This is a genomic window from Spirosoma sp. 209, assembly GCF_002006735.1.
Classification (GTDB): Bacteria; Bacteroidota; Bacteroidia; order Cytophagales; family Spirosomataceae; genus Spirosoma; species Spirosoma sordidisoli.
The window spans coordinates 217888-239042 of the sequence record NZ_MVEC01000001.1; the positions used below are offsets into that span (position 1 = coordinate 217888).

At 55.5% G+C, this 21155-nt stretch carries 19 protein-coding genes; 5 read left to right on the forward strand and 14 right to left on the reverse strand.

Translation table 11 applies throughout. From position 1 onward, the window contains the following. Positions 1-94 precede the first annotated feature (94 nt). Positions 95-1150, forward strand: a complete 1056-nt coding sequence (locus B1C80_RS00945; RefSeq protein ID WP_077919170.1) for a porin family protein — start codon at positions 95-97, stop codon at positions 1148-1150. A gap of 69 nt (positions 1151-1219) precedes the next feature. Here B1C80_RS00945 and B1C80_RS00950 read toward each other — a convergent pair whose 3' ends face one another. The 9 genes from B1C80_RS00950 to B1C80_RS00990 form a co-directional block, all read right to left on the reverse strand. Then, positions 1220-2059, reverse strand: a complete 840-nt coding sequence (locus B1C80_RS00950) for an SDR family NAD(P)-dependent oxidoreductase (RefSeq protein ID WP_236648553.1) — start codon at positions 2057-2059, stop codon at positions 1220-1222. A gap of 204 nt (positions 2060-2263) precedes the next feature. Then, positions 2264-3151, reverse strand: a complete 888-nt coding sequence (locus B1C80_RS00955; RefSeq protein ID WP_077919172.1) for an NmrA family NAD(P)-binding protein — start codon at positions 3149-3151, stop codon at positions 2264-2266. Between the two features lie 77 nt (positions 3152-3228). Further along, on the reverse strand, positions 3229-3438 hold the full coding sequence (locus B1C80_RS00960; protein WP_077919173.1) for a hypothetical protein: 210 nt from the start codon (positions 3436-3438) through the stop codon (positions 3229-3231). A 51-nt stretch (positions 3439-3489) separates the two neighbouring features. Further along, positions 3490-3954 carry a MarR family winged helix-turn-helix transcriptional regulator gene (locus B1C80_RS00965; RefSeq protein ID WP_077919174.1) on the reverse strand — a complete coding sequence of 155 codons (465 nt, stop codon included), beginning with the start codon at positions 3952-3954 and terminating at the stop codon, positions 3490-3492. A gap of 113 nt (positions 3955-4067) precedes the next feature. After that, positions 4068-4997 carry a citrulline utilization hydrolase CtlX gene (ctlX, locus tag B1C80_RS00970; protein WP_077919175.1) on the reverse strand — a complete coding sequence of 310 codons (930 nt, stop codon included), beginning with the start codon at positions 4995-4997 and terminating at the stop codon, positions 4068-4070. A gap of 266 nt (positions 4998-5263) precedes the next feature. Beyond that, positions 5264-6787 carry an arginine deiminase family protein gene (locus tag B1C80_RS00975; protein ID WP_077919176.1) on the reverse strand — a complete coding sequence of 508 codons (1524 nt, stop codon included), beginning with the start codon at positions 6785-6787 and terminating at the stop codon, positions 5264-5266. Between the two features lie 91 nt (positions 6788-6878). After that, positions 6879-10700, reverse strand: a complete 3822-nt coding sequence (locus tag B1C80_RS00980) for a PVC-type heme-binding CxxCH protein (protein WP_369822658.1) — start codon at positions 10698-10700, stop codon at positions 6879-6881. 106 nt (positions 10701-10806) lie between these two features. After that, positions 10807-11916 (reverse strand): Gfo/Idh/MocA family protein, encoded by a 1110-nt coding sequence (locus B1C80_RS00985; RefSeq protein ID WP_077919178.1) that lies wholly within the window; start codon positions 11914-11916, stop codon positions 10807-10809. Between the two features lie 62 nt (positions 11917-11978). Further along, the gene (locus B1C80_RS00990; protein WP_077919179.1) at positions 11979-12848 is read right to left on the reverse strand and encodes a sugar phosphate isomerase/epimerase; all 870 of its coding nucleotides are present in this window, start codon (positions 12846-12848) and stop codon (positions 11979-11981) included. Between the two features lie 135 nt (positions 12849-12983). On the opposite strand from B1C80_RS00990, the gene B1C80_RS00995 reads away from it, so the two are divergent. After that, complete coding sequence (locus B1C80_RS00995; RefSeq protein WP_077919180.1) at positions 12984-13874, forward strand: AraC family transcriptional regulator; 891 nt, start codon at positions 12984-12986, stop codon at positions 13872-13874. Positions 13875-13943: 69 nt separating this feature from the next. Here B1C80_RS00995 and B1C80_RS01000 read toward each other — a convergent pair whose 3' ends face one another. Further along, a complete protein-coding gene (locus B1C80_RS01000) occupies positions 13944-14819 on the reverse strand; it encodes an alpha/beta fold hydrolase (protein ID WP_077919181.1) in 876 nt (291 codons plus the stop codon). 118 nt (positions 14820-14937) lie between these two features. Here B1C80_RS01000 and B1C80_RS01005 point away from each other — a divergent pair, with 118 nt between their 5' ends. After that, positions 14938-15432, forward strand: a complete 495-nt coding sequence (locus B1C80_RS01005; RefSeq protein WP_161492689.1) for a DinB family protein — start codon at positions 14938-14940, stop codon at positions 15430-15432. Here the strand turns inward: B1C80_RS01005 and B1C80_RS01010 are convergent. Both B1C80_RS01010 and radA read right to left on the reverse strand, forming a co-directional pair. Then, positions 15429-16148, reverse strand: a complete 720-nt coding sequence (locus tag B1C80_RS01010; protein ID WP_077919183.1) for an NRDE family protein — start codon at positions 16146-16148, stop codon at positions 15429-15431. The genes B1C80_RS01005 and B1C80_RS01010 overlap by 4 nt on opposite strands. Before the next feature lie 71 nt (positions 16149-16219). Then, the gene (radA, locus tag B1C80_RS01015) at positions 16220-17605 is read right to left on the reverse strand and encodes a DNA repair protein RadA (RefSeq protein ID WP_077919184.1); all 1386 of its coding nucleotides are present in this window, start codon (positions 17603-17605) and stop codon (positions 16220-16222) included. Positions 17606-17825: 220 nt separating this feature from the next. Between radA and B1C80_RS01020 the strand changes: the two genes are divergently transcribed. After that, on the forward strand, positions 17826-18500 hold the full coding sequence (locus B1C80_RS01020; protein WP_077919185.1) for a porin family protein: 675 nt from the start codon (positions 17826-17828) through the stop codon (positions 18498-18500). Between the two features lie 80 nt (positions 18501-18580). Here the strand turns inward: B1C80_RS01020 and B1C80_RS01025 are convergent, their stop codons facing one another. Both B1C80_RS01025 and B1C80_RS01030 read right to left on the reverse strand, forming a co-directional pair. Continuing rightward, on the reverse strand, positions 18581-19000 hold the full coding sequence (locus tag B1C80_RS01025) for a LytTR family DNA-binding domain-containing protein (protein WP_077919186.1): 420 nt from the start codon (positions 18998-19000) through the stop codon (positions 18581-18583). A gap of 253 nt (positions 19001-19253) precedes the next feature. Beyond that, on the reverse strand, positions 19254-19685 hold the full coding sequence (locus B1C80_RS01030) for a LytTR family DNA-binding domain-containing protein (RefSeq protein WP_077919187.1): 432 nt from the start codon (positions 19683-19685) through the stop codon (positions 19254-19256). 365 nt (positions 19686-20050) lie between these two features. On the opposite strand from B1C80_RS01030, the gene pheS reads away from it, so the two are divergent. Then, positions 20051-21106 carry a phenylalanine--tRNA ligase subunit alpha gene (pheS, locus tag B1C80_RS01035; protein WP_077919188.1) on the forward strand — a complete coding sequence of 352 codons (1056 nt, stop codon included), beginning with the start codon at positions 20051-20053 and terminating at the stop codon, positions 21104-21106. Positions 21107-21155 lie beyond the last annotated feature (49 nt).

Genomic DNA, 21155 nt, shown 5'->3' on the forward strand with positions numbered 1-21155 from the left:
AGACTCAAAGGATGACCGTTCCCTCGGTGCTGTTACAGAATATACTACCTTAGCGACTAATCTTACAACAAGCAAGTTCACTCCTACCGAGCCAATGAAATCGTTTTGCTTCTATTTGACGCTGAGCGCGCTGACCGTCAGTCTGTCAATAGCCCAAACCCGTCCAACTACGAAATCGACGACTAAACCGCTGTCTACTACTACGTCGGCGACCCGGTCAACGTCGGCCACGACGTCGGCTTCCCGATCGGCTACGACCGTTACGACCACGGCGAAAGCCACATCGGCCAGCATCACTGCAACCCGGTCAACCACTACGGCGCCCGCTGCGGCCGTCAGCACCAATCCGAACCGCCGGCAGGAGCTGTACGACGAATACCACGGCATCAGCAAAAAACCCTCGACCACCTCAGCCCCGATTGCCCAGCCGGGCCTATCCCGACCGGGCCAATCCAGGCCGGACCCATCCAGGCCGGACCCATCCCGGACGGCCGAACGCAAACCAGCCGATACGCGTCCATCCCAACCTATTGGCTCCGCATCGACCGGCCCCGTTGCGCGTCGGGAGTCGGCCAGTCCGGCCTTATCCAGCGAGAGTAACTCGGGCGTACGGATCGGCCTGCGGGGTGGAGTTACCTACCCGTATAACTTCGATCCGGACATTGCCGGCGACCCGACGGTGAGTTTTGTGGGGGGCATTGTTTTCAACGTTGGACGCGGTACGCTGTCGTTCCAGCCCGAGATCAATTACGCCCGCTATGCCGGAAGAGCCACCATTGGCCAGGGTACAGTACTCGAAACAACCCTGAACGGCGCTGCGGATCAGGTTGAGGTGCCGCTGTTCCTGAAAATTGCGACCGGCACTCCGAACAGCAACCGGTTCTTTCTGAACGTAGGCCCCTATGCTTCCTACGCACTCAACATCAGTGTCAACGGCAAAACCCAGTCATTGAATGGCGTAGAGGGGCGGTTTGGTTTCGGTGCAGCAGCCGGTATCGGCACAGCGCTGAAAGCCGGGCCTGGTCATCTGACCATAGAGGTACGGGGGTTGTACTCGCTGGGCGATACCGACGCCGGATTCAACACCGACTCCCAGACTATATATACACAGGCAGCCATCGGCTACATGGTACCGCTGGGGAGCCGCTAACCGATTTTGTTTCTCATAGAGTGGGTTTTCGGAATGGCGATGGCTGGCTGGTCATCGCCATTTTTGTGATCAGACAAAGGGCATGGTCTTCTCCCAAAGCCAGGCGGCTTTCTCCTCGGTCGCATCCCGATTATATACCTTTTTGGGCTGGCTATCGGCAAAATAGCCGCCGTTATTGCTCGCTCCAATTGCCTTGAGCGGAGCGGCAGCCAGGAAAACCGACGTTTGCGCCCCTTTCTCGGCCGTGCGCATCAGCGGCCCTGCCAGCGAAAACACTTTCCCCAGAAAACCAGGCGTATCGGCCCCAAAATTGGTCCGAACGGCACCCGGGTGAACCGAGTAAGCCGTTATGCCCTGACCAGCCGTGCGCTTGGCCAGCTCTTTAGCGTGGAGGAGGTTGGCCAGTTTGTCATCACAGTAGGCGAAAGTCGGCGACAGATCATCGATCCGGCGGAAGAAGCGCGCCGTTCGACCACCGAGGTAAGCCGCCGACGACAGGTTCAGTATCCGGACATCGCCAGTCTGGGCAGCGGTAGTCTTCAGCAGATCCATCAGATGGTGCGTCAGCACAAAGTGCCCGATGTGACTCGAATAAAACGACTTTTCTATGGTATCGATAAACTCCAGTTTAGCCGGTGTATAGCCAGCATTGTTGATCAGTACATCGAGACGATCGTAGGTCGTTTTCACGTGGGCAGCCGCCTGTCGTACCGAGTTCAGATCAGCCAGATCAGCCGTAACCAGGTCGACCCGCACGGCTGGATTCGCTTTTTGTACCTCTGCCTGAGCCGCCCGGCCTTTCTGCTCACTGCGGCACAGCAAAATAAGGTTGAAAGACCGCTGGGCCAGCGCCCGGGCCGTGGCCAGGCCTAGTCCGGAGTTGGCTCCGGTAATAAGTGCTTGTTTCACGATATGCTCTGGTAAAGTGATGGCAGGGCTAGTGCCTACTATCTTTAATTGACTCTCCGTTAGCCGTCTTTGTTCAGACCGGGAATCAGATTCTGCCGGTCTGTTCGGGATTTATCCGGTCTCTGTAGAACAGGAGCCAGTGCCCGCAAACGAAAAAAGCGCCCGGATCATCCAGACGCTTCGGGGTTTCAGGGGCGTTGGCTCCTAAGCGTTGAAAGCGGGAGCAAACTCATTTTTAGCGAAGTCTTCCAGCTTCACCGCGCCGTATTCGGCGGGTTTTTTGGCGTAGAAATCTTCCTGAAGTTTGCCGTTTCGCATGGCTTCACCCAGGTAGGTGTATTGACTGGCCACCTCTTCGCTCATACCTGCCTGCAGCATGCCCTGCTTGTTCTGCTCGTCGGAGAACACAATCCAGGGCGTTTCGGGCTTACCGATGGCTTCGCCCAGTACGCGGGCAATTTCGGGCCCAGTCCGTTCGTCGCCGGCAATGTAGCGAACCTGCTGACCCGTAAAGTCCAGGTTTAGCAACTCCTGCAGGGCCACAGCGGCAATATCGTCGGTATGGGTCAGCACCACCTTTTCGTCGCCGAAGTTGCTGCCCATGATGCCCGCTCCCTTCACCATACCGATCATGCCAAAAAGATTGTACATGAAGTAGGACGGACGCAGGAACTTACTGTTCAGACCCGTTACGGCCGCCAGTTTTTGTTCCATATCATACAGCCCGTCTATCGGGCCGGCTCCCTCACCCAGGTGGGCCCCGATGCTGCTCAGCAATACCGCAAACCGGATGTCGTTGGCTTTGATGGCCTCAATGTAGTTATCGCCAATCTGGTTCTGGAACGCGCGCCAGTCCGTAACGCCCCAGTTGCTGGGAATGAGCAGATAGGCCGCGTCAGCCCTGGCAAACGCCTGTTTCAGAAAATCAGCGTCGGTAACGCTCCCTACGGCGGCCTGGGCACCCAGCGCTTCGATAGCGGCTGCATTCTCGGGCTTGCTGGTTACGACCGTAACGGTATGACCCGCCTTAATCAATCCTTCCGTAATTGGTTTGCCCGTATGACCTAACGAGCCGGTAATGACGTAGTGCATAGTGGTTTAATAGAAATTATCTGGTAAAAACTGGATTAAGCAAGCAAACAGCTGGCGTATTCTGGCCGTCTGGTATGTCAGAACATCAGCTTCCAGCCGTTAAAGAACAGGTCCTTACCCGGCTGGCCAGACCAATGTTTGATCGGATCAACGGTTTCGGTCGGTACGCTTTCTTTCTGCTTCACCACGGCCGAAATTCCTTCTTTAGCCAGTGAACGGCATATGTCTTTGGCGGTAGCGTCACCTTTGCCAGCCAGCAGGCAGACGGCGTTATCTTCGTTTTTCATAGCGGTTCAGTTTATATTGTTTGCACATACAATAGATTTAACAAAAAAATATTAGTCCAGATCGTCGAGTGACCGGGCAGCTTTAAAAACCTGCTGGGTCAACTGGCACACGTCGTCAGGACCAATGGCACTGGAGTACCGGGCACCAACCCGCCCCCAGGCTTCGGCAATCGCGGGGCGTAACGCTTCGCCGGCTTCGGTCGGGTAGATCAGCGTCTTCTTCCCCTCCGACTCCCGCCGGACCAGTTGCTTCAGCTCCAGTTTCTCTACCAGCCGGGTAATGGTGGACGGCGTTAGGAAAAGCGTTTCGCTCAATTTTGATGGGGTGACACCAGGCTGGTCGACCACTTCGCAGAGCAGGTAAGCGTACGAATACGACAACCCGATCCGGCCGAACTCTTCATCACCGATGGCGGTGATGGCCCGGGCCAGGGCGTTTGCCGAGAACAACAGACAGGCGCTGTAGCGATTGTCTTTCTGTCCGGCAACGGCAGGGGTCTCTATTTCGTTAATCATCTCGCTTCTCATATTGACACAACAAAGGTAGGTAATTATATTTGTATGTGCAAGCAACGAATGGTTTTTTTACGTAGAGATAATCGAGATGCGAAGGGTCGCCGGTGCGGGCTCTACCGCAGAGGCAGGTGAACTTCGGCCATCATGCAGCGGGCCGAACCGCCCCCGTTGCCTTCGATGATGGGTAGATCGAAATGAACCAGTGTGGCGTAATCGTCCAGCAAGTCAATCTGCTTGGCCGTAAGCGACGCATGAGCCCGGGTCGACATGACCAGTAACTTTTGTCCTTTTTGCGTCAGTACCATCAGCATATTACCCGCAAAGCTGGCCATCTGCTCCAGCGAAATATCGATGATCCGCTTGTTTAGCCGCTCCAGCTCCTGACGTACCATCAGCCGCTCGTCGGGGTCGGTAATGGCCGACAAACAAACGACCGCGAACGTATCGGCAATGCACATCAGCACATTGGTATGGTAAACCGCTTTTCCGCCGGCGTCGGCCGCACGGAAGGAGACAATACGGTAGCCGGTCTGCCGCGAAAACTCAGCCAGCACATCGGGATGCGTGCGGGGCGACAGGCATGCAAAGGCCACCTTGTTCATCCGGTCCAGCACCATACTACCCGTTCCTTCGAGAAACTTGCCTTCCTGCTCGAAGTGCGTCAGGTCAACCACCTTGGCTACGTGAAAGCGCTCGGCCAGATCGTTTATAATATCCGGACGGCGTTCGAGCCGCCGGTTTTCGGCCTGCATCGGGTACAAGACCACCGTTCCGCTGGCGTGCAGTGATACCCAGTTGTTCGGAAAAATAGAGTCCGGGGTATAGGGCTCAGTGGTGTCGTCGTACACCATCACATCCACCCCGACAGCCTGGAGCTGGCGCGCCATTTCGTCGAACTCCCGACGGGCATCTTCCTGAGCTACGTCTTTTGTCTGCGCAGCCAGTTTAATATCCTGAAACGCATTGGACTCAGCCGTTTCGGCGTTGAAGCCAAAGCGAACCGGACGAATCATGAGAATACGGGAGGTAGCTTGCGATTGCATAAAAGAAGTAGAGTAAAGGTCGTTTGTCGTGTGAGTGGAGCGGGTCAGCCATCGCCAAACCTCCGGCAAATTAGCACCTCAATGTCATTTTGCCAATGATTTTTGGCGATCCGGGTGCATTCATAAAGTCTGTCGGCCGCCTTCCGAATCGGGTTCTACCGATCGAAAGCGGCCGACAGGCTGGCTAACTGGCTGACGGCTGTTTAGTTGACAACCAGCTAACAGGGTAATTTACCCGTTCAGGCCCGGCGACGGCCCGATTGGGTTTAGACCTCTTCCCGGAGCAGCGGCAGGCTCATGCAGTGGGAACCCCCGCGTGCCCGGCTCAGCTCGGCCGAAGGCAGCATAATGAAGGTATTCTGAATGGTGGCCGGCGACGACTCGCCCCGTTCGAACCGATCGAGTAGTCGGGCCGCTTCAATAACGTCGAACCCAGCTTCCCGGAACGCTTCGGCCGTTTTCTGGTTGCGGTCGTAGCCCACCACTACCCCATCCTTCAACGCCAGCAGGTTGCAGGAGTCGGTCCACTGCTCCCGGGCTCCGAACGGAAATTCGTTATTGCCCGAATAGATGAACCGTACCGGTTCTGCAGCGCCCAGATCATTCTTACTGATGTCGGCCAGCAGGTCTTCGAGGTTGTCGATCTCGATCGGCTTATGTTCCAGTCCTTTAATAAACTGCAGTATTTTCAGTTCTTCAGACAGGTCTTTGGGCGAGAAAAAGTGCAGCACATCCCGTTTCTTGGCCTCATCGCCGGTGCGGGCCAGCGAGCCCAGCAGCACCCACACATTGCGTTTCACCTGCGTAAATACGGTGTCGATGTGCATGTAGTCGCGTTTCTTCGGAATCTTGATGATCGTTACGGTATCGACCAGGTTCTTGCTGAACACCAGCCGCATCACCTGCTGAGCCGCGTACAGGGTGGTTCGTTCGCTGACGCCGATCATCAGGTGTCGTTTGGCAATCATCATCACATCGCCCCCTTCGAGCGTTGATCGGGTAACGTCGCTGTTTACGTCGGCATCGGGCAGCAGGAAGGCGTGCTCGTTATCCGGAATTTCGATGATTTTATCCTGGTAACTGGCAAAGATGGGGTGGTTGAAGAAGATATACTGCGCCAGTAAAGCCTCGCGGGTGCGGGCCAGCTTGGCGGGTTTGTTCAGCAGAATATGGTCGTTGATGACAATGCCGATATCGCGCGTGAAAATGAAGTTAGGCAGGGGCGAGAACAGCATGGTCTGGTCGGGCAGCGATCCCGAGATCATGATCTTGGCCAGCTCGACTGCATCGAACTGGTTGAGCAGCTGCTGGGTCCGGAACGCCGTTCGCTCGATGCCGCATATAGCCGCGATCAGCCGGGTCCGGATGGCCTCGTCGGCCAGAATATCGGATAGCAGACACTGTATATCGATGACCTTATCGGAGCGGAAGTAGGCCGGATGGTCGGGTTTGAAGAAGTTACGATCCGAGTCGGGACCCAGGCTGGCTATGCGGCCGCTTACTTTATCAGGGTCCAGAAAATATAACAGAATCTTCACGTAGTAATCGTACTCATCCCGGCGCATCATGTCCAGATGAACGATATCCTCGAAGAGCCAGTCCTGCGCCTTCGACGGCACTACTTTACCCAGTCCACGGTCGGGGCTGTGAATGAGCAGCCGCTTGAGCGTCCCTATTTCTGACGAAACGTTAATGGTGGCAAGCGGTGTCTGGGCAGGCGAGGTGACGGCAGCAACGGGCTGTTCTGACAGCAGCGTATCGCTTTCGTGGTTTTGTTTCTCGTTTTTCATGCAAAACCGGCAAGCCTGCTTTAGGACAGACCTGCCGGTTTGCAATGTACAGCTTTGACCGCTGAAAACGAACGGTGTCTTCGTTTCTGGGTTACCGGGTAGCCGTAGCGGGCTTACCCGCCACTACCTTCATCACCCCGTTCATCAGCCGCCAGTGGCCCGGGAACGTGCAGACAAACGGATAATCGCCGGGCTGGGCAGGGGCCGTAAACTTGAGTCGGTACGTCTGGTCCGGGTTGACCAGTGGCGTAGCGGCAATGACCTGCGGTATGGCGGGCACGTAGTTCTTTTCGGCGCCATCTTTGGCCGTGATCATCTTGTCAGCAGCCGCACCGATCGCATCTATGGTTTTCTGCTTCCCAATGACCAGGTTGTGCTGCATGGCATCCGGATTTTCGAGTACGATCTCGACCGACTTACCCGCCGTTACGGTAAACGTCTTTTTGTCGTACCGCATCTCTTCCCGCACGGTTTTGAGCCGCACGATCTCCACGTTTGGGTCGACGGGTTCGGCCGAGGCCACGCCCCAGGCTTCGTATAACCGGCCGAGCCGCTCCTTGATGTCGGGCGAAACGGTATTGCTCAGGCTGGCCAGAAACGATTTGTCGGCGTCGGCAACCTGCGCTTTCTGCCGCGGGTTCCAGCCTTCGGCTACGCCTTTGATGATGGCCTGCCCGTGGGCCGAACCAATCTTCTGAGCGGTTTTGAGCAGCGCCACAACCGAATCGATGGGCTGAGCCGATGCGTAGCTACGGCTGGCCCGCTCCAGTACATAAGCACTCATGTCCTGGGGCGCCCGGTAGGTCACCTTATATACGGTGTTGTTATTCTGCTCGTTATCCTCCGCGATTTTGTTCTCCCGATCGAGCATGACCGTTACGTTGTACTGGCCGGCCCGTTCAAAATTCATCCAGAACTCGGTGTTCCAGGGGCCGTTGTTGCCTTTGCTGATGGTTACCGTCTCGCCGGGCTTGATGCCGGTTGTGTGCGATACGCTGACGTAATCAAGCCGGGCAGGTTCATCAGCCCCAACCGGTCCTTCGATCCGAACCGACATCGGGATCGGCGTTCCGGCCGGTATGGCCACATCGCCTGCGTTCATCACGTCAACTTCGATCTTGGCACTCTGCCGCAACTCGGGCGACTGGGGCGTTGACCGAACAGCGGCAATGACTAGGTCAGGCTTGTTGTTTTTCGACTGCGCAATGGCCCGCCGGGGCATCTCTTCGGGCGCGCTGGGGCCACCACCCTGTCTGGCGCCGGTATGATTGTGGTGCTGATCGGCTGGCGCCGTACTGGGCTGGGTCGGTGCGTTTGCCGACACCTGTTTCAGATACGTCTTCAGCAGTTGTCCTTTGTTGGTTGTCAGTGCCAGCGCAAACGCATCGGGCAACCAGCGGTCCGTTACCTCCCGGGCCGAACCCAGCCGGGCCAGAATAGCCTGCTGCGTAGCCGCGCTACCCGGCATCTCTGACAGGGCCAGGAGGCTGTTCAGCACCACCAGCGGTTCTTTGTCGTTGAGCGCACCGGCCTGCACCAGCATAGCGGCCGACTCAGCCGTGCGGGGCATGACCTGTACTACGGTTTTGCGTACGCCCGATGACTCATGCTTCAGCGCCGACGTTAGCGCGGCCATGACGGGCTGATTGGCAGCGTTTATTTCGCCCAGGCCATGCAGGGTCCAGAGCGCGTGAATAGCAGCCGGGTTGTTGCCGATCTCATCGACCGACGAATCGTTGACCAGCGCAATCAGCTGGGGAACAACGTCTTTGTTGTTCCGCTCGATCAACAGGCGCTGGGCGGTCTGGCGCCAGAACATATTATCGTTTTTCAGCGCGGCAATCAGTTCGGCGGGCCGGTCTTTGCTGAGCGACATGGCGGTATAGGGCTTGGCGCCCTTATAGCCTACGCGGTAGATACGGCCGTGGGTGAAATCGCGCAGATTGGTTTCGTACGCATTTCCCTTTCCATTTTCGAAGCCTTTGGGTGTGGGGTTGTGCTGAATAATGAAGCTGTACCAGTCTACTACCCATACGGCACCATCGGGGCCTACTTCGGCAAATACGGGCGCGAACCACTCGTCGGCACCAGCCATCAGGTTGAACCCTACGCCGGCCGCTTCGGCATCTTCATAGTCGGTACCGGTTTTCTTCAGCACATTCTGGTGAACGATATGCCCCGTTGGTTCGCACACGAACGCGACCTTGTTCCAGTACGAAGCCGGAAACGAACGCGCCGTGTAGACGTTATGACCGGCAGCCGCCGTAAACCCGCCAAACACGTCGACCTGCCGAACGCGCTCGGTAATCGGCTTCATGTCTTTGTGGGTATCGGTACCGCGGCTCCCGTTCTCCCTCAGGTGCGGCCCGCCCGAAAAATAGCGATTCGGAATGGGCGCGTACCAGCCGTGTGCGTTATTGGCCGTACTGCCGAAAACGTCGCCCGTTTCGTTGAACGCCATACCCCAGGTGTTGTTGGAGGTGGCCGTTACGTATTCGAGCGCTGAACCGTCGGGTTTGAACCGGAAAAAGCCCTGCGAAAAGCGAAGCGAATCTTTGCTGTTGCCGACAACCCCTTTGAAGCCCGAGTAACCAACACTGCCCCAGATCCAGTTATCGAATCCATAGTGGAGGTTGCTTGGACCGGCATGGGTATCGAACGTACCGAAGCCGGTAAAAACGATTTTCTTCACGTCGGCCTTGTCGTCGCCGTTGGTATCCTGCAAAAACAGCATATGCGGAGCCTGCGCCACGTACAGGCCGCCGTTGGCGAAGGTCATACCGGTGGGGATGTTCAGCCCCTCGGCGAAGTTGGTGAACTTGTCGGCCTTGCCATCGCCGTTGGTATCTTCGCAGATGACGATGTAGTCGGAGCCGGTTCCTTCGGCTTTGCGTTCGTTGGGATAATCTTTCGTGATCAGGGCAAACAGCCGGCCCCGCTCATCCCAGGCCAGGGCAATGGGGTGCATGACGTTCGGCTCGTGGGCAAACAGATCCAGCGAAAAGCCAACCGGCACCTGAATGTGTTTCATCGACTCCTCGGGCGAGAGGGGGTCCTGCCGCAGTTGAGGGCCAGGCCGTTTTTCGTAGTTCGGCAGTTTGGCTTCGCCGTAGGCAAAGGGCTGCGGGTTGAGGGCGTCATGCTGCTGCTTAACCGCATCACCCACGGCCCAGAGGATACCTCGTTCCAGCAGCGCCTGAAAACCCGGCTGCCCCCAGGTGCGCTCGTCGTGTCCATAGGCCGTGTAGAATACCCGTCCCTTGCCGTACGAGCGGGTCCAGGTATACGGTTCTTCGGCTACCCCCGGCTTGTCTTTAGCCTGGTCGGCTTTAATATCGCGAACGGCCAGCACGTTGTTATCGGCCTGCAAGTGCGTATGCAGGTAGGTTTCGTCGTAAGCCTTGAACGAAGGCAAACCAGCCGTAATGGGGCTGTTGGGTTGGGTGAACCGCGTCTGGATGGTATCCATCCGATGTCGCCAGAACTGCCCGCCAACCACTTTGTCGACGTATTCGGACGAGTTGCGGAAGCAGTACGACGCGCAGTGAACCGGAATGACCCCGTGGCCCGCCGACACGTAATCCAGCAGGGCTTTTTCCTGCGGTTTGGGCAGGCTGTCCCAGTTGGCGAAGATCAGCAGCCCGTCGTACTGGTTGAGGTTGTCGGTATTCAGGTCGGCCAGCCGATCGGTATAGGTAATATTGATGCCGCGATTACCCAGGGCAGCCATGAGTTGCGCCACGCGCTCGCGGGGTTTGTGGTGGCCGTTATCGCCCAGAAACAGAATCTCGGTGCGCCGGGGTTTGGCGGCTTCCGACCGAACGGTAGTCTGTGTGGTCGACTGGCGGGTACACTGGGTTAGGACAATAGCCGTCAGCAGCAGACCAATAAGAGAGTAGGTACGATACATCATTGATGTTCATGTAGTGCCGAAGTTCCGGCTTCGGCGATAGAGGACATACTATTCATTTCCGAAGCCGGCGCATCGACACTACTGGTACCCGCCCGGTCCGGAACCGCTAAAAATCCGGCAGCTTTATGATCTCTCCGCCCCGCAGAGCCGACTCATGCGCCAGGATACCAACGCTTGTCCAGTTTGCCGACTGTGCCGCATTGGGGAACGGGTCGCGATCCTCCACGATGGCCGACACAAACTCATGGACCATGTGCGGATGGGAACCACCGTGGCCCCCACCCTGCGTGAACGACAGGTGCTGGGTTTCGTCAGCATCATAGACGCCCTTCGTCGTAAACCGCTGAATGGGTTCCGGCAGCAGATGCGCGTAGTCGGGCACGGTTACCTTTTCAGGAATTTCCGGTTCCGGTTTCTTGGCCGTATGTAATACTGGCTGCTCATCTTCAATCAGTTGCCACTCAAACGATTTCTTATCGCCGTAGACCTCAAAACTTTCCCGGTATTGCCGGGCCACGTCAAAAAGCGACCGGTACACGTAAGCCGAAAGATCACTGTCTTTAAACTTGATATGCGCCGACTCAACCGCAAAGGGTGAGTTATGGATAGAGGCCAGCTCTTCGCGAATGGTCCCCGATCCGAAGCACGACACATAATCGGCCTGGAGCCGCAGCAGACCGGCTACCGGCCCAACGCAATGGGTGGCGTAATGCATGGGGGGCAGACCCGGCCAGTAGTCGGGCCAGCCGTCCATATCCTGCTGGTGGCTGGCTTTCAGGAACTGAACTTTGCCCAGCTCCCCTTTTTCGTGCAGTTCTTTGACGTAGAGAAACTCGCGGCTGTACACTACGGTCTCCATCATCATATATTTCTTACCCGATTCCTGGCAGGCCTTCACAATCTCGGCACACTCTTCTACCGTGGTGGCCATCGGTACGGTACAGGCTACGTGTTTGCCCGCCCGCAGCGCTTTCAGGCTCTGCTCGGCATGGTTCGGAATGGGCGAGTTGATGTGAACAGCGTCAACGGCCGGATCAGCCAGCAGTTCATCATAACTGGTGTACCGCTTTTCGATCCCGAACGCATCGCCGATTTTGTTGAGATTCTCAACATTACGCTGGCAAATGGCGTACATCGTGGTGTTGGGATGCCGCTGGTAGATCGGGATAAATTCAGCCCCAAAACCGAGGCCGACAATGGCAATGTTCAGTTTCATAAAGTAATGCGTGAAAAGGCAAATGAGTGAATCAGTACGCTGACGTATCAGCGAACGAGTGGCTATACAGTAATACTCTTGCGTTCTTTATGTCGCTCGCTTTTTAGGAAAGTAAGTCCGTCTACGGCCAGTTGCTCGGGCGAGGGAAACATGGGGCGGAAGATGTGCGTAGCCGCAGCCAGCTCCGGCGGATTCGGGCCAAACGCTTCGATAGCGACAGGTCCATCGTAACCTACCTCGTCCAGCGCAGCAAACACATCATCGAAATTGATATGCCCCTGGCCGGGCGTTGAGCGGTCGTTTTCCGAGATCTGCACGTGCACCAGATAGGGCGCTAAGGTACGGATGGCCGCGCCCAGGCTCTTCTCCTCGCTATTGGCATGGAACGTGTCAAAAGCAGCCCGGCAGTTGGGGTGGTTAACCGCTTCAATGTACCGAAATACATCGTCGGCGCAGGTAAGCAGGTAGATCTCGAACCGGTTCAATGATTCGATGGCCAGCGTGACATCCTGCGTTTGTGCATGTTCGGCAACCTCCCGCATGGCCGTTACCGACCAGTCCCACTCCTGAGCTGTAGCGGCCCGGCCGACAAACGTTTTGAACCCGGCAAACAGGGGGCCCATCAGAATTTTCGAGCCAGCCGCGGCTGAACAGTCGACAACCCGCTTCAGAAAATCGATCCCAGCCCGACGAACAGCAGCGTCCGGACTGATCAGACTGTATTCGGGACCGCAGATGGTGCAGGTCTGAACGCCCAGCCCCAGACTGGCACACTGCTGCCCGATGCGTTTCCAGCGGGCCGTGTCATCGGCGTTATTGATGGGAATCTCAACGAAATCAAAACCGCTTGCTTTCAGAAACGAGAAGGTGTCGGACAGATCTTCCTCCATCGTCATCGTCCAGACAAATAGATTCATTCCATACTTATTCATATTCGATCTATAAAAAGTTAACAAATGTATTGAGTATACTAGTGGGATGCGCGGCTTATATTGCCGAAAACTGACTATTTTTTCACTAATTTTCGACCTTTTATCCCATATTCGAGTAAATAACAAGCCAGTCTTATGAAACAGCCCTTACGTAAAGACCTTGAACCGGTTTCCGCTTCGTTCCTGGTCAAGGAACTGGTTGAACCGCACTTCGATCCTAACTGGCATTTTCATCCGCACTACCAGCTGTTCATGGTAGAGGAAGGTACGGGCACGCGCTTCATCGGCGACTCGATCCGGCCGTTTGGGCCGGGCGATCTGGTCTTTCTGGGTCCTAACCTGCCACACCTCTGGCGCAGTGATCAGGCCTTTTTTGACCGGTCCAGCGGCTTGCTGACAAAGGGAATCGTTGTGTATTTCTCAGAAGGCTTCCTGGGCGCTGATTTTATCAACAAGCCCGAAATGGCGGCTCTGCGGCAGCTGTTCGAACTTTCGCGACGGGGACTCGAATGGATCGGCGACACCCGCGACCGTACCGAGGCCGCGCTTCGGAACCTGACCCAGCAGCCCATCAGCTTTGATCGGGTGCTGAGCCTGCTTACCCTATTGAACGAGCTGGCCCACGCCACGAATTACCGGCTCCTGACCAGCACGGGCTACACCAATACCGTGAAACCATACGAAATAGATGGGTCGGGCTACCGCCGGATGCAGATCGTTCACGACTACGTTATGGACCATTTCTCCGACGAAATACACCTCGCTGCCATTGCCGATCTGGCCGGCATGACAGCCCCCGCCTTTTGCCGCTATTTCAAGTCTCACGCCAACAAAACCTTCCTTGATTTTGTAGCCGAAGTTCGCATCGGCCACGCCTGCAAGTTACTGGTAAAAGGGGATTTAAGTGTGGCTCAGATCAGTTTTGAAAGTGGATTCAGAACCCTCTCCAACTTTAACCGCCAGTTCCGGCAGATAACCGGCCAGACCCCCTCGGGTTACGTCAGAACGTACCGGCAACTGGGCTAAACGAAAACTGCCCACCTCTTTTCAGAAGTGGGCAGCCGGTCCGGAGTCGGACTGTATGTCAACTACGGATTAATACGTCGTTGTACTCAGGGGTTCGCGGGTGGTTACGCCTTCCTGCACAAAAGCCAGCAGATCCTGGTTGAGCCGATCCTTCTCGGTTACGAACAGGCCGTGGGGCGCTCCGTCGTATACGATGTAGGTCGCGTTCGGCAGGGCGTTCGACGTCAGTTCGCCCGACGACTCGATGGGTACCGTTTTGTCAGAGTCGCCGTGAATGATCAGCGTAGGCACCGTGATCTGGGTCAGGTCGTTCCGGAAATCGGTTTCGGAGAAGGACCGTACACAATCGACCGTTGCTTTGTGCGACGCCACATAGGCCCGGGCGAAATCGCCGTCGAGGTGCGCCTGACTAACCGGGTGGCTGATCAGGTTAACCCCGTAGAACTGCTTGCCAAAGGTTTGCAGGAAGTCAGCCCGGTCTTTATTGATATTTTCGACCATCGTATCGAATACGTCCTGGTCTACGCCATCGGGATTATCGTCGGTCTTGAGCAGGTAAGGCGTTACTGCGCTGACGAAAGCGACCCGTGCCACCCGGGCACCGCCGTAATTGGCCATGTAGCGGGCCACTTCACCACCGCCCATCGAGAAGCCAACCAGCGTAACGTTCTGCAGATCCAGTTCGTCCAGTACGGCTTTCAGGTCAGCCGCCAGGGTATCGTAATCGTAGCCGGTCCAGGTCTGGCTCGACTTACCGAAGCCACGCCGGTCGTAGGCGATAACCCGCAGGTTATGCTTGGGCAGTTCGGCCAGCTGGTAATCCCACATTTCGTGGCTCAGGGGCCAGCCATGAATCAGCACAACCGGGCTTCCTGTACCCTGATCGGTGTAGAATAATTTTACATCATTGCCCTGGGCGTCAGTACCCGCTTTAATGTAGCTCATAACTAAGGTTCAATTAACGTGTTGAGTAATATAATCCATGAATTAACTGTAGTTACGTATAATGGTTTGTGGCAGATTCTTTCTTTGCCCTCTTTTGCGCGTATTTTATTTTCAGGTAATGAAACCATCCCTCCTGTCCCGACTGTCGGCCCAGCCCGACGCCCTTGATCATTTGCTGTCCGGTCTTTCCGATGAGCAGCTTCACCAGCGGCCCCAGCCCAGCACCTGGTCCATTGCCGAAAACCTGGCGCATCTGGGTCGTTATCAGGAAGTTTTTCTGGAACGAATGCAGCGGATCACTACCCAGGACGAACCCCGGTTCGAGCGCTATGCTGCCGATGCCGATCCCGGCTTTTTACCCTGGACCGAACTCCCGTTCGACGCGCTTCTTGAACGATTCCGGGGTGAACGGGCAGCCCTCAATGCCTTTCTCAGTATTTTACACGAGGAACACCTGACGCGCACGGGTCTTCACCCGGCCTATGGACCGATGACCCTGGAAGGCTGGACTGAATTTTTTCTGCTCCACGAAGCCCACCATTTTTTCACTATCCTAAAACTGGGGGGCGCCCTCCGCACGGCCGGACAGCCGATGGGTCTGTATTCGTTCTAGCCAACCGCCACCTGCACCGAGGCCTGCGCACTCAGGTCGAGATACCGCATCTGCTGGTCAGCCGCCCTGTGGTACACCTGAGTGATGCTCACGGTTTGAAGACCATAAGCGGGGCGGTGCATGACAAAATCATGGGCCGGGTCGCCGTCGCCCGCCGTTTGGTGAAACGCAAACACGTCGGCGGCTGTATAATGAGGTTGTTTATAAAGAAACTGAGCCAGCCAGGTTTTTCGAAGTTCGGCCATGGGCAGCGTGTACAGCGTCACCGACGACCAGATATGCGCCACCTGGGGCGGCATGTTGCGGAGGTAAACCTGCATCCCATTCCAGCGCAGCTCATGCAGCGCCGGCGTACCTGACGCGTGGCTGACGATAACCAGCGTAAAGGGCTCGATACCGCTGAAGTCGTAGCGGTCGGTAAACAGCGCCGGGCTGGGGTAGCTAAAGTAATCAAGCACGACCAGGCCGCGGCTTTTTCGATAGGGTGGCTGATGAAGATGGGGCTCGAAGGCGCCGTTGAGCAGGCAGACGGTTGTTGTGGCGGAAGTAGCCAGCCAGGTCCCTCCGCCGGTCGGATCTTTGGGGAAACAAACTAGCCCGTCGGCCAGCGTATACGCCTGCGGGGCCAGCGCAGCCGGTCGGCTGCTGAGCTCGTCGCGGTTGGATGTCAGCACAAAACCACCTTCGGGCAGGGGCAAATAAGTTACGACGCACATGCGTTATCGGCGGCAGGACAAGCCTCATTCGATGAACCTGCCCTGCCATTGATGTGATCAGATAAACAAACCTACAGCAATACTCCCTGAAAGACCTCATCGAGCCGCGATACGGGCCGGATGCGGATCCCCATATTTTTCGTATCGAGCCCTTTGAGGTTATACTTGGAAATATAGATTTCTTTGAACCCCAGCTTTTCGGCTTCGGCAATGCGCGATTCGATCCGGCTCACGGCCCGCACCTCGCCCCCCAGCCCAACCTCGGCCGCAAACGCAATGGAGGGCGCGATGGCAATATCTTCGTAGCTCGACACGACAGCCGCACAAACGGCCAGGTCGATGGCCGGATCTTCGACCCGCAGCCCCCCGGCTATGTTCAGAAAAACGTCCTGCTGCCCCAGCCGGAAGCCGCCCCGCTTTTCCAGTACCGCCAGGAGCATATTTAACCGCTTGGCATCGAAGCCGGTGCTGCTGCGCTGCGGAGTGCCGTAGGTGGCCACGCTCACCAGCGCCTGCGACTCGATCATCAGCGGGCGGTTGCCTTCCAGCATCGACCCGATGGTCACGCCACTCAGCGCATCGTCGCGTTGTGAAATCAGAATCTCCGACGGGTTGGTTACCTGCCGCAGCCCCGAACCGAGCATTTCATAAATACCCAGCTCATCGGTACTGCCGAACCGGTTTTTGGTCGTTCGCAGAATCCGGTAGGTCGTATGCCGATCCCCCTCGAACGTCAGCACCGTATCGACCATATGCTCCAGCACTTTAGGGCCAGCCAGCGATCCTTCTTTGGTAATATGACCGATCATAAATACCGGCACGCCCGACTCTTTGGCATATTTCATGAACTCAGTCGTACACTCGCGAACCTGCGAGACACTCCCCGCCCCCGACTCGACCAGCGACGACTGCATCGTCTGGATCGAATCGATGATCAGCACTTCCGGCTCGAAATGCTCCACTACCCGGAATATATTCTGGGTCGACGTTTCGGTCATGACATGGCAGTCGCTGACGGGTGCATCCAGGCGTTCGGCCCGCATCTTGATCTGCTGCTCGCTTTCTTCGCCCGACACGTACAGCACCCGCATACCCGACAGGCTCAGCGCAATCTGGAGTAACAGCGTCGATTTACCGATACCGGGCTCGCCCCCGATCAGCACCAGCGAGCCGGGAACGATACCGCCCCCCAGCACCCGGTTCAGCTCCCCGTCGATAGTTGGAATGCGGGGTTGCTCCTCGTAATTGATCGCATGAAGGGCTTTGGGTTTGGCAGCCACACGTACATGGCCGGGACCGGCCGACGGACTGCGCCAGCCTCCTTTCTCGGGTTCGTCTTTAGCGACTACCTCTTCTACTATAGTATTCCATTCACCACAGGTAGCACAGCGACCCATCCATTTGGCCGACTGCTGGCCGCAATTCTGACAGAAATAAGTGGTTTTCAGTTTAGCCATTTCAGGAATCTGGAATAACGGCGGATGTTCAGTGATAGAGTTATTACCAGGTCGTTTAAACCAAACGGATGCTGGCCAGTCCAAGCCCCGAAACCGGCTCGAATCAGTTTTTACGCATTGCCCTTATTCATTAGATAAACGCCGTTTCCTCGAAATAAGTTGATCTGGCACACCGCCGGTCCCGACTAAACGTTTAACCATCTAGTACAATCAGACAACCATGAAAAAGAAACTGCTAATCGCTGCATTGACACTCCTGCCGGCGCTCACGTTTGCGCAGGGAGGCTTCCAGATCGGAATTAAAGGCGGGGTCAACCTCTCAAAACTTTCATTCGGCCCTTTTGTAAGTACCACTACGAATTCCAACGGGTCTCCCTCGGTCAATGTTGATGGCCAGACGTTCCGTAACAGCATCAGTGACAGCTACAAGAGCCGCACGGGTACGTCGTTCGGTATTTATACCCGCTTCGGGAAGAACCTGTTTTTACAGCCCGAAGTCCTCTACTCGACCCGATCGGGCCAGTTCGATGTCGTCCGCAACGGGCAGTCGGAAACGGTTACCATCAAAACAACGAGTTTCGATATTCCGGTGCTGATCGGTATTAAAGGTGGTCCGCTCCGGGTAGTAGCTGGCCCGGTTGTATCGCTGCGTATCGATGATAATCAGCGGCTGGGCGAGGCTATTCAGCAATATACCAGCGGTACGCTGAACGATGCCTGGTCAAAAGCGTATTACGGCTACCAGGTTGGGGGCGGCCTCGACATCGGGTCGCTCGGTATCGACGTCCGGTACGAAGGTAACCTGTCTGACGTGGCGGAGATCAACGACGCATCCGGCAAGTTCAACCAGCGGTTCAAATCGTGGCAGGTAACGCTGGCGTATAAACTGTTTTAAGGCCGGTAAGCAACAACACCTAAAAGGGGCGGATACGCAATGTATCCGCCCCTTTTAGGTGTTGTTGCTTACCGTTTCTATTAATTATGCATCCGCTGGCGGTACTGAGCCAGTTGCAGCGTAATGTCTTTCATCCGACGGCGCGATATGGCTACCTCCCGACCGTCGGCCAGTCGTACCTGCCGCTCTTTGGTAAACACACTGTGTTGTACGTAAGCCAGGTTCACGATGTATGATTTGTGGATCCGCAGGAACAGCGTGCTGTCGAGCGTTTTTTCGAATTCTTTCAGGGTTTTCGATACCAGATACCGTTTCCGGTCGCGGGTATGGAGGAAGGTATAGTTGCCTTCGCCCTGCAGACAGAGGATATCATCGACCGCAATAAATATGGTGCGGTTCAGATAAGGTAACGCAATCCGGTGAGTACCTCGCTGATACGAAGCTGGAAATTGAGGAGCAGTTAATGGGGGCTGTACAGTAGAAAAGAGGTTCGCTTCCATGCTTAGGGGTTATTAAGTCCGTGTTTGAATCCGTGTCTGATGACTCAAAATTACCATCCGGAGGCAACCTCACGAAAAAACGGTCTGGCAGCCAGCCGATCAGATTAACACCCAATCAACTAACTATCAGACCGTTATAAATATTTTTTGGTCTACATTTGAGTGGTAGTACCCACCTGATTACGTAGAAATACGTATGGCCTTATGCAGCATCCTACGGAGCACATATGGTAATTTCTACGGATGAGCGCGTCTAGCTCACAGCAACTGGCTGAAAATCACGGATGCGATCCATAAACATCTGCGCCCGGCGACGGGAAATTTTCACCTGCTGACCATCAATCAACTCCAGCTCGCCTTCTTTCTTGACAAAAAACTTACGAACAAAGCCCAGGTTAACGATACACGATTTGTGAACCCGGACAAACGCCTGGCCGTCGAGCAATGTTTCATATTCTTTCAGGGTCCGGGACACCAGCATTTTGGTGCCGTCTTTCAGAAAGAAGTTTGTGTAATTTCCTGACCCTTCGAGCCGCACAATTTCATCGACAGAAATTGTTCGCTTACGATCGTAGAATGGGATCAACAGCTTCTGCATGCACGAAGAATCGGCAATTTTTTCCACACTTTTGTGGAAAGGAATGGACATTGGATCGAAAATCGAGTCGTTAGCGAATGCTTTCATAGTCGTTTTGAGTGAAGAATAATGATTGATAGTTTAAGGTTGATGTTCAGTTACTTAGGGAACTAGTAATCGCGATCTACCTAGGGAGTTACTGTGCGTAATACACCTCATCCTGTGCAACAATCAGACCTACCTTCCCGCCGTTTTATTAAACGTTGGCATCTTCTTTATAAACTGTTATTAATCAGTGGTATTTTACCGCTTACTCAATGACCATCCGTAAAGCAACGCATGGTCACATGTTGTCATCATTTTCTACAGTTTTGGGTAATAAAGACCACGCCCATCTGGCATATACGGTTCTTAAATCGGCACTCATTCCGTTTTTCCGTACCTTTGCCTTATACAATGACAGGTAGTGTAGTATGCTGGACCGAGTTAAGGAGATTTACGGGGAAATAGATCAGTACGAAGTAGCATCGAAAGAACAGCTGGAGCAGTTTCGACTGCGATTCATCAGCCGGAAAGGGGTTGTTACGGAACTGTTTGACGGGCTCAAGCAGGTGGCTGCCGACGACCGGCGCGCGGTCGGCCAGGCCCTCAACGGGCTTAAGAACCGGGCGCAGGAGCGTTTCGATGAGTTTGCCAGGCAGATTGACGATCAGCCAGCCGGTACCGACGGGGCGCCTATCGATCTGACCCTGCCCACTGTACCCAATCTGAACGGTACGCAACACCCGCTGAGCCTGGTTCGTCAGCGCATTATCCAGATCTTCGAACGGATTGGTTTTAACGTAGCCGACGGCCCCGAAATCGAGTCGGACTGGTACAACTTCGGCGCCCTCAACTTCCCGGATAACCATCCGGCCCGCGATATGCAGGATACGTTCTTCGTCGAAAAAGACGGTCAGCAATCCGATATGCTGTTGCGGACGCATACGTCGAACGTACAGATCCGGCTGATGGAGCGTCAGCGCGCTAATGGCAGCTCAGCCCCGTTCCGCCCAATTCGCTCCATTATGCCAGGCCGGGTGTATCGGAATGAGACCATTTCGGCCCGCGCCCACTGCATGTTCCACCAGGTAGAGGGTATTTATATTGACCGGAATGTAGGCTTCAAAGATCTGAAAGATACGCTGTATCACTTTGTAAAAGAGATGTTTGAGCCGGGTACGCAGATCCGGTTTCGACCGTCTTACTTCCCGTTTACCGAGCCAAGCGCCGAAATCGACATCTCCTGTCAGATCTGTGGCGGCAAGGGCTGTAACATCTGCAAACATTCGGGCTGGGTCGAAATTGCAGGATCGGGCATGGTTGACCCGCAGGTCATCGCCAACTGCGGCATCGATCCCGAAGAGTATACCGGATTTGCGTTTGGAATGGGTATCGAGCGGATCACCCAGCTCAAGTACGTTGTCAACGATCTGCGGCTCTATACCGAAAACGACGTACGGTTTCTGCGCCAGTTTGAAGGACTTTGATCAATGGGTGAATGAGTAAGTGAGTAGCCGCTCCAGTCGGCCTTCACCC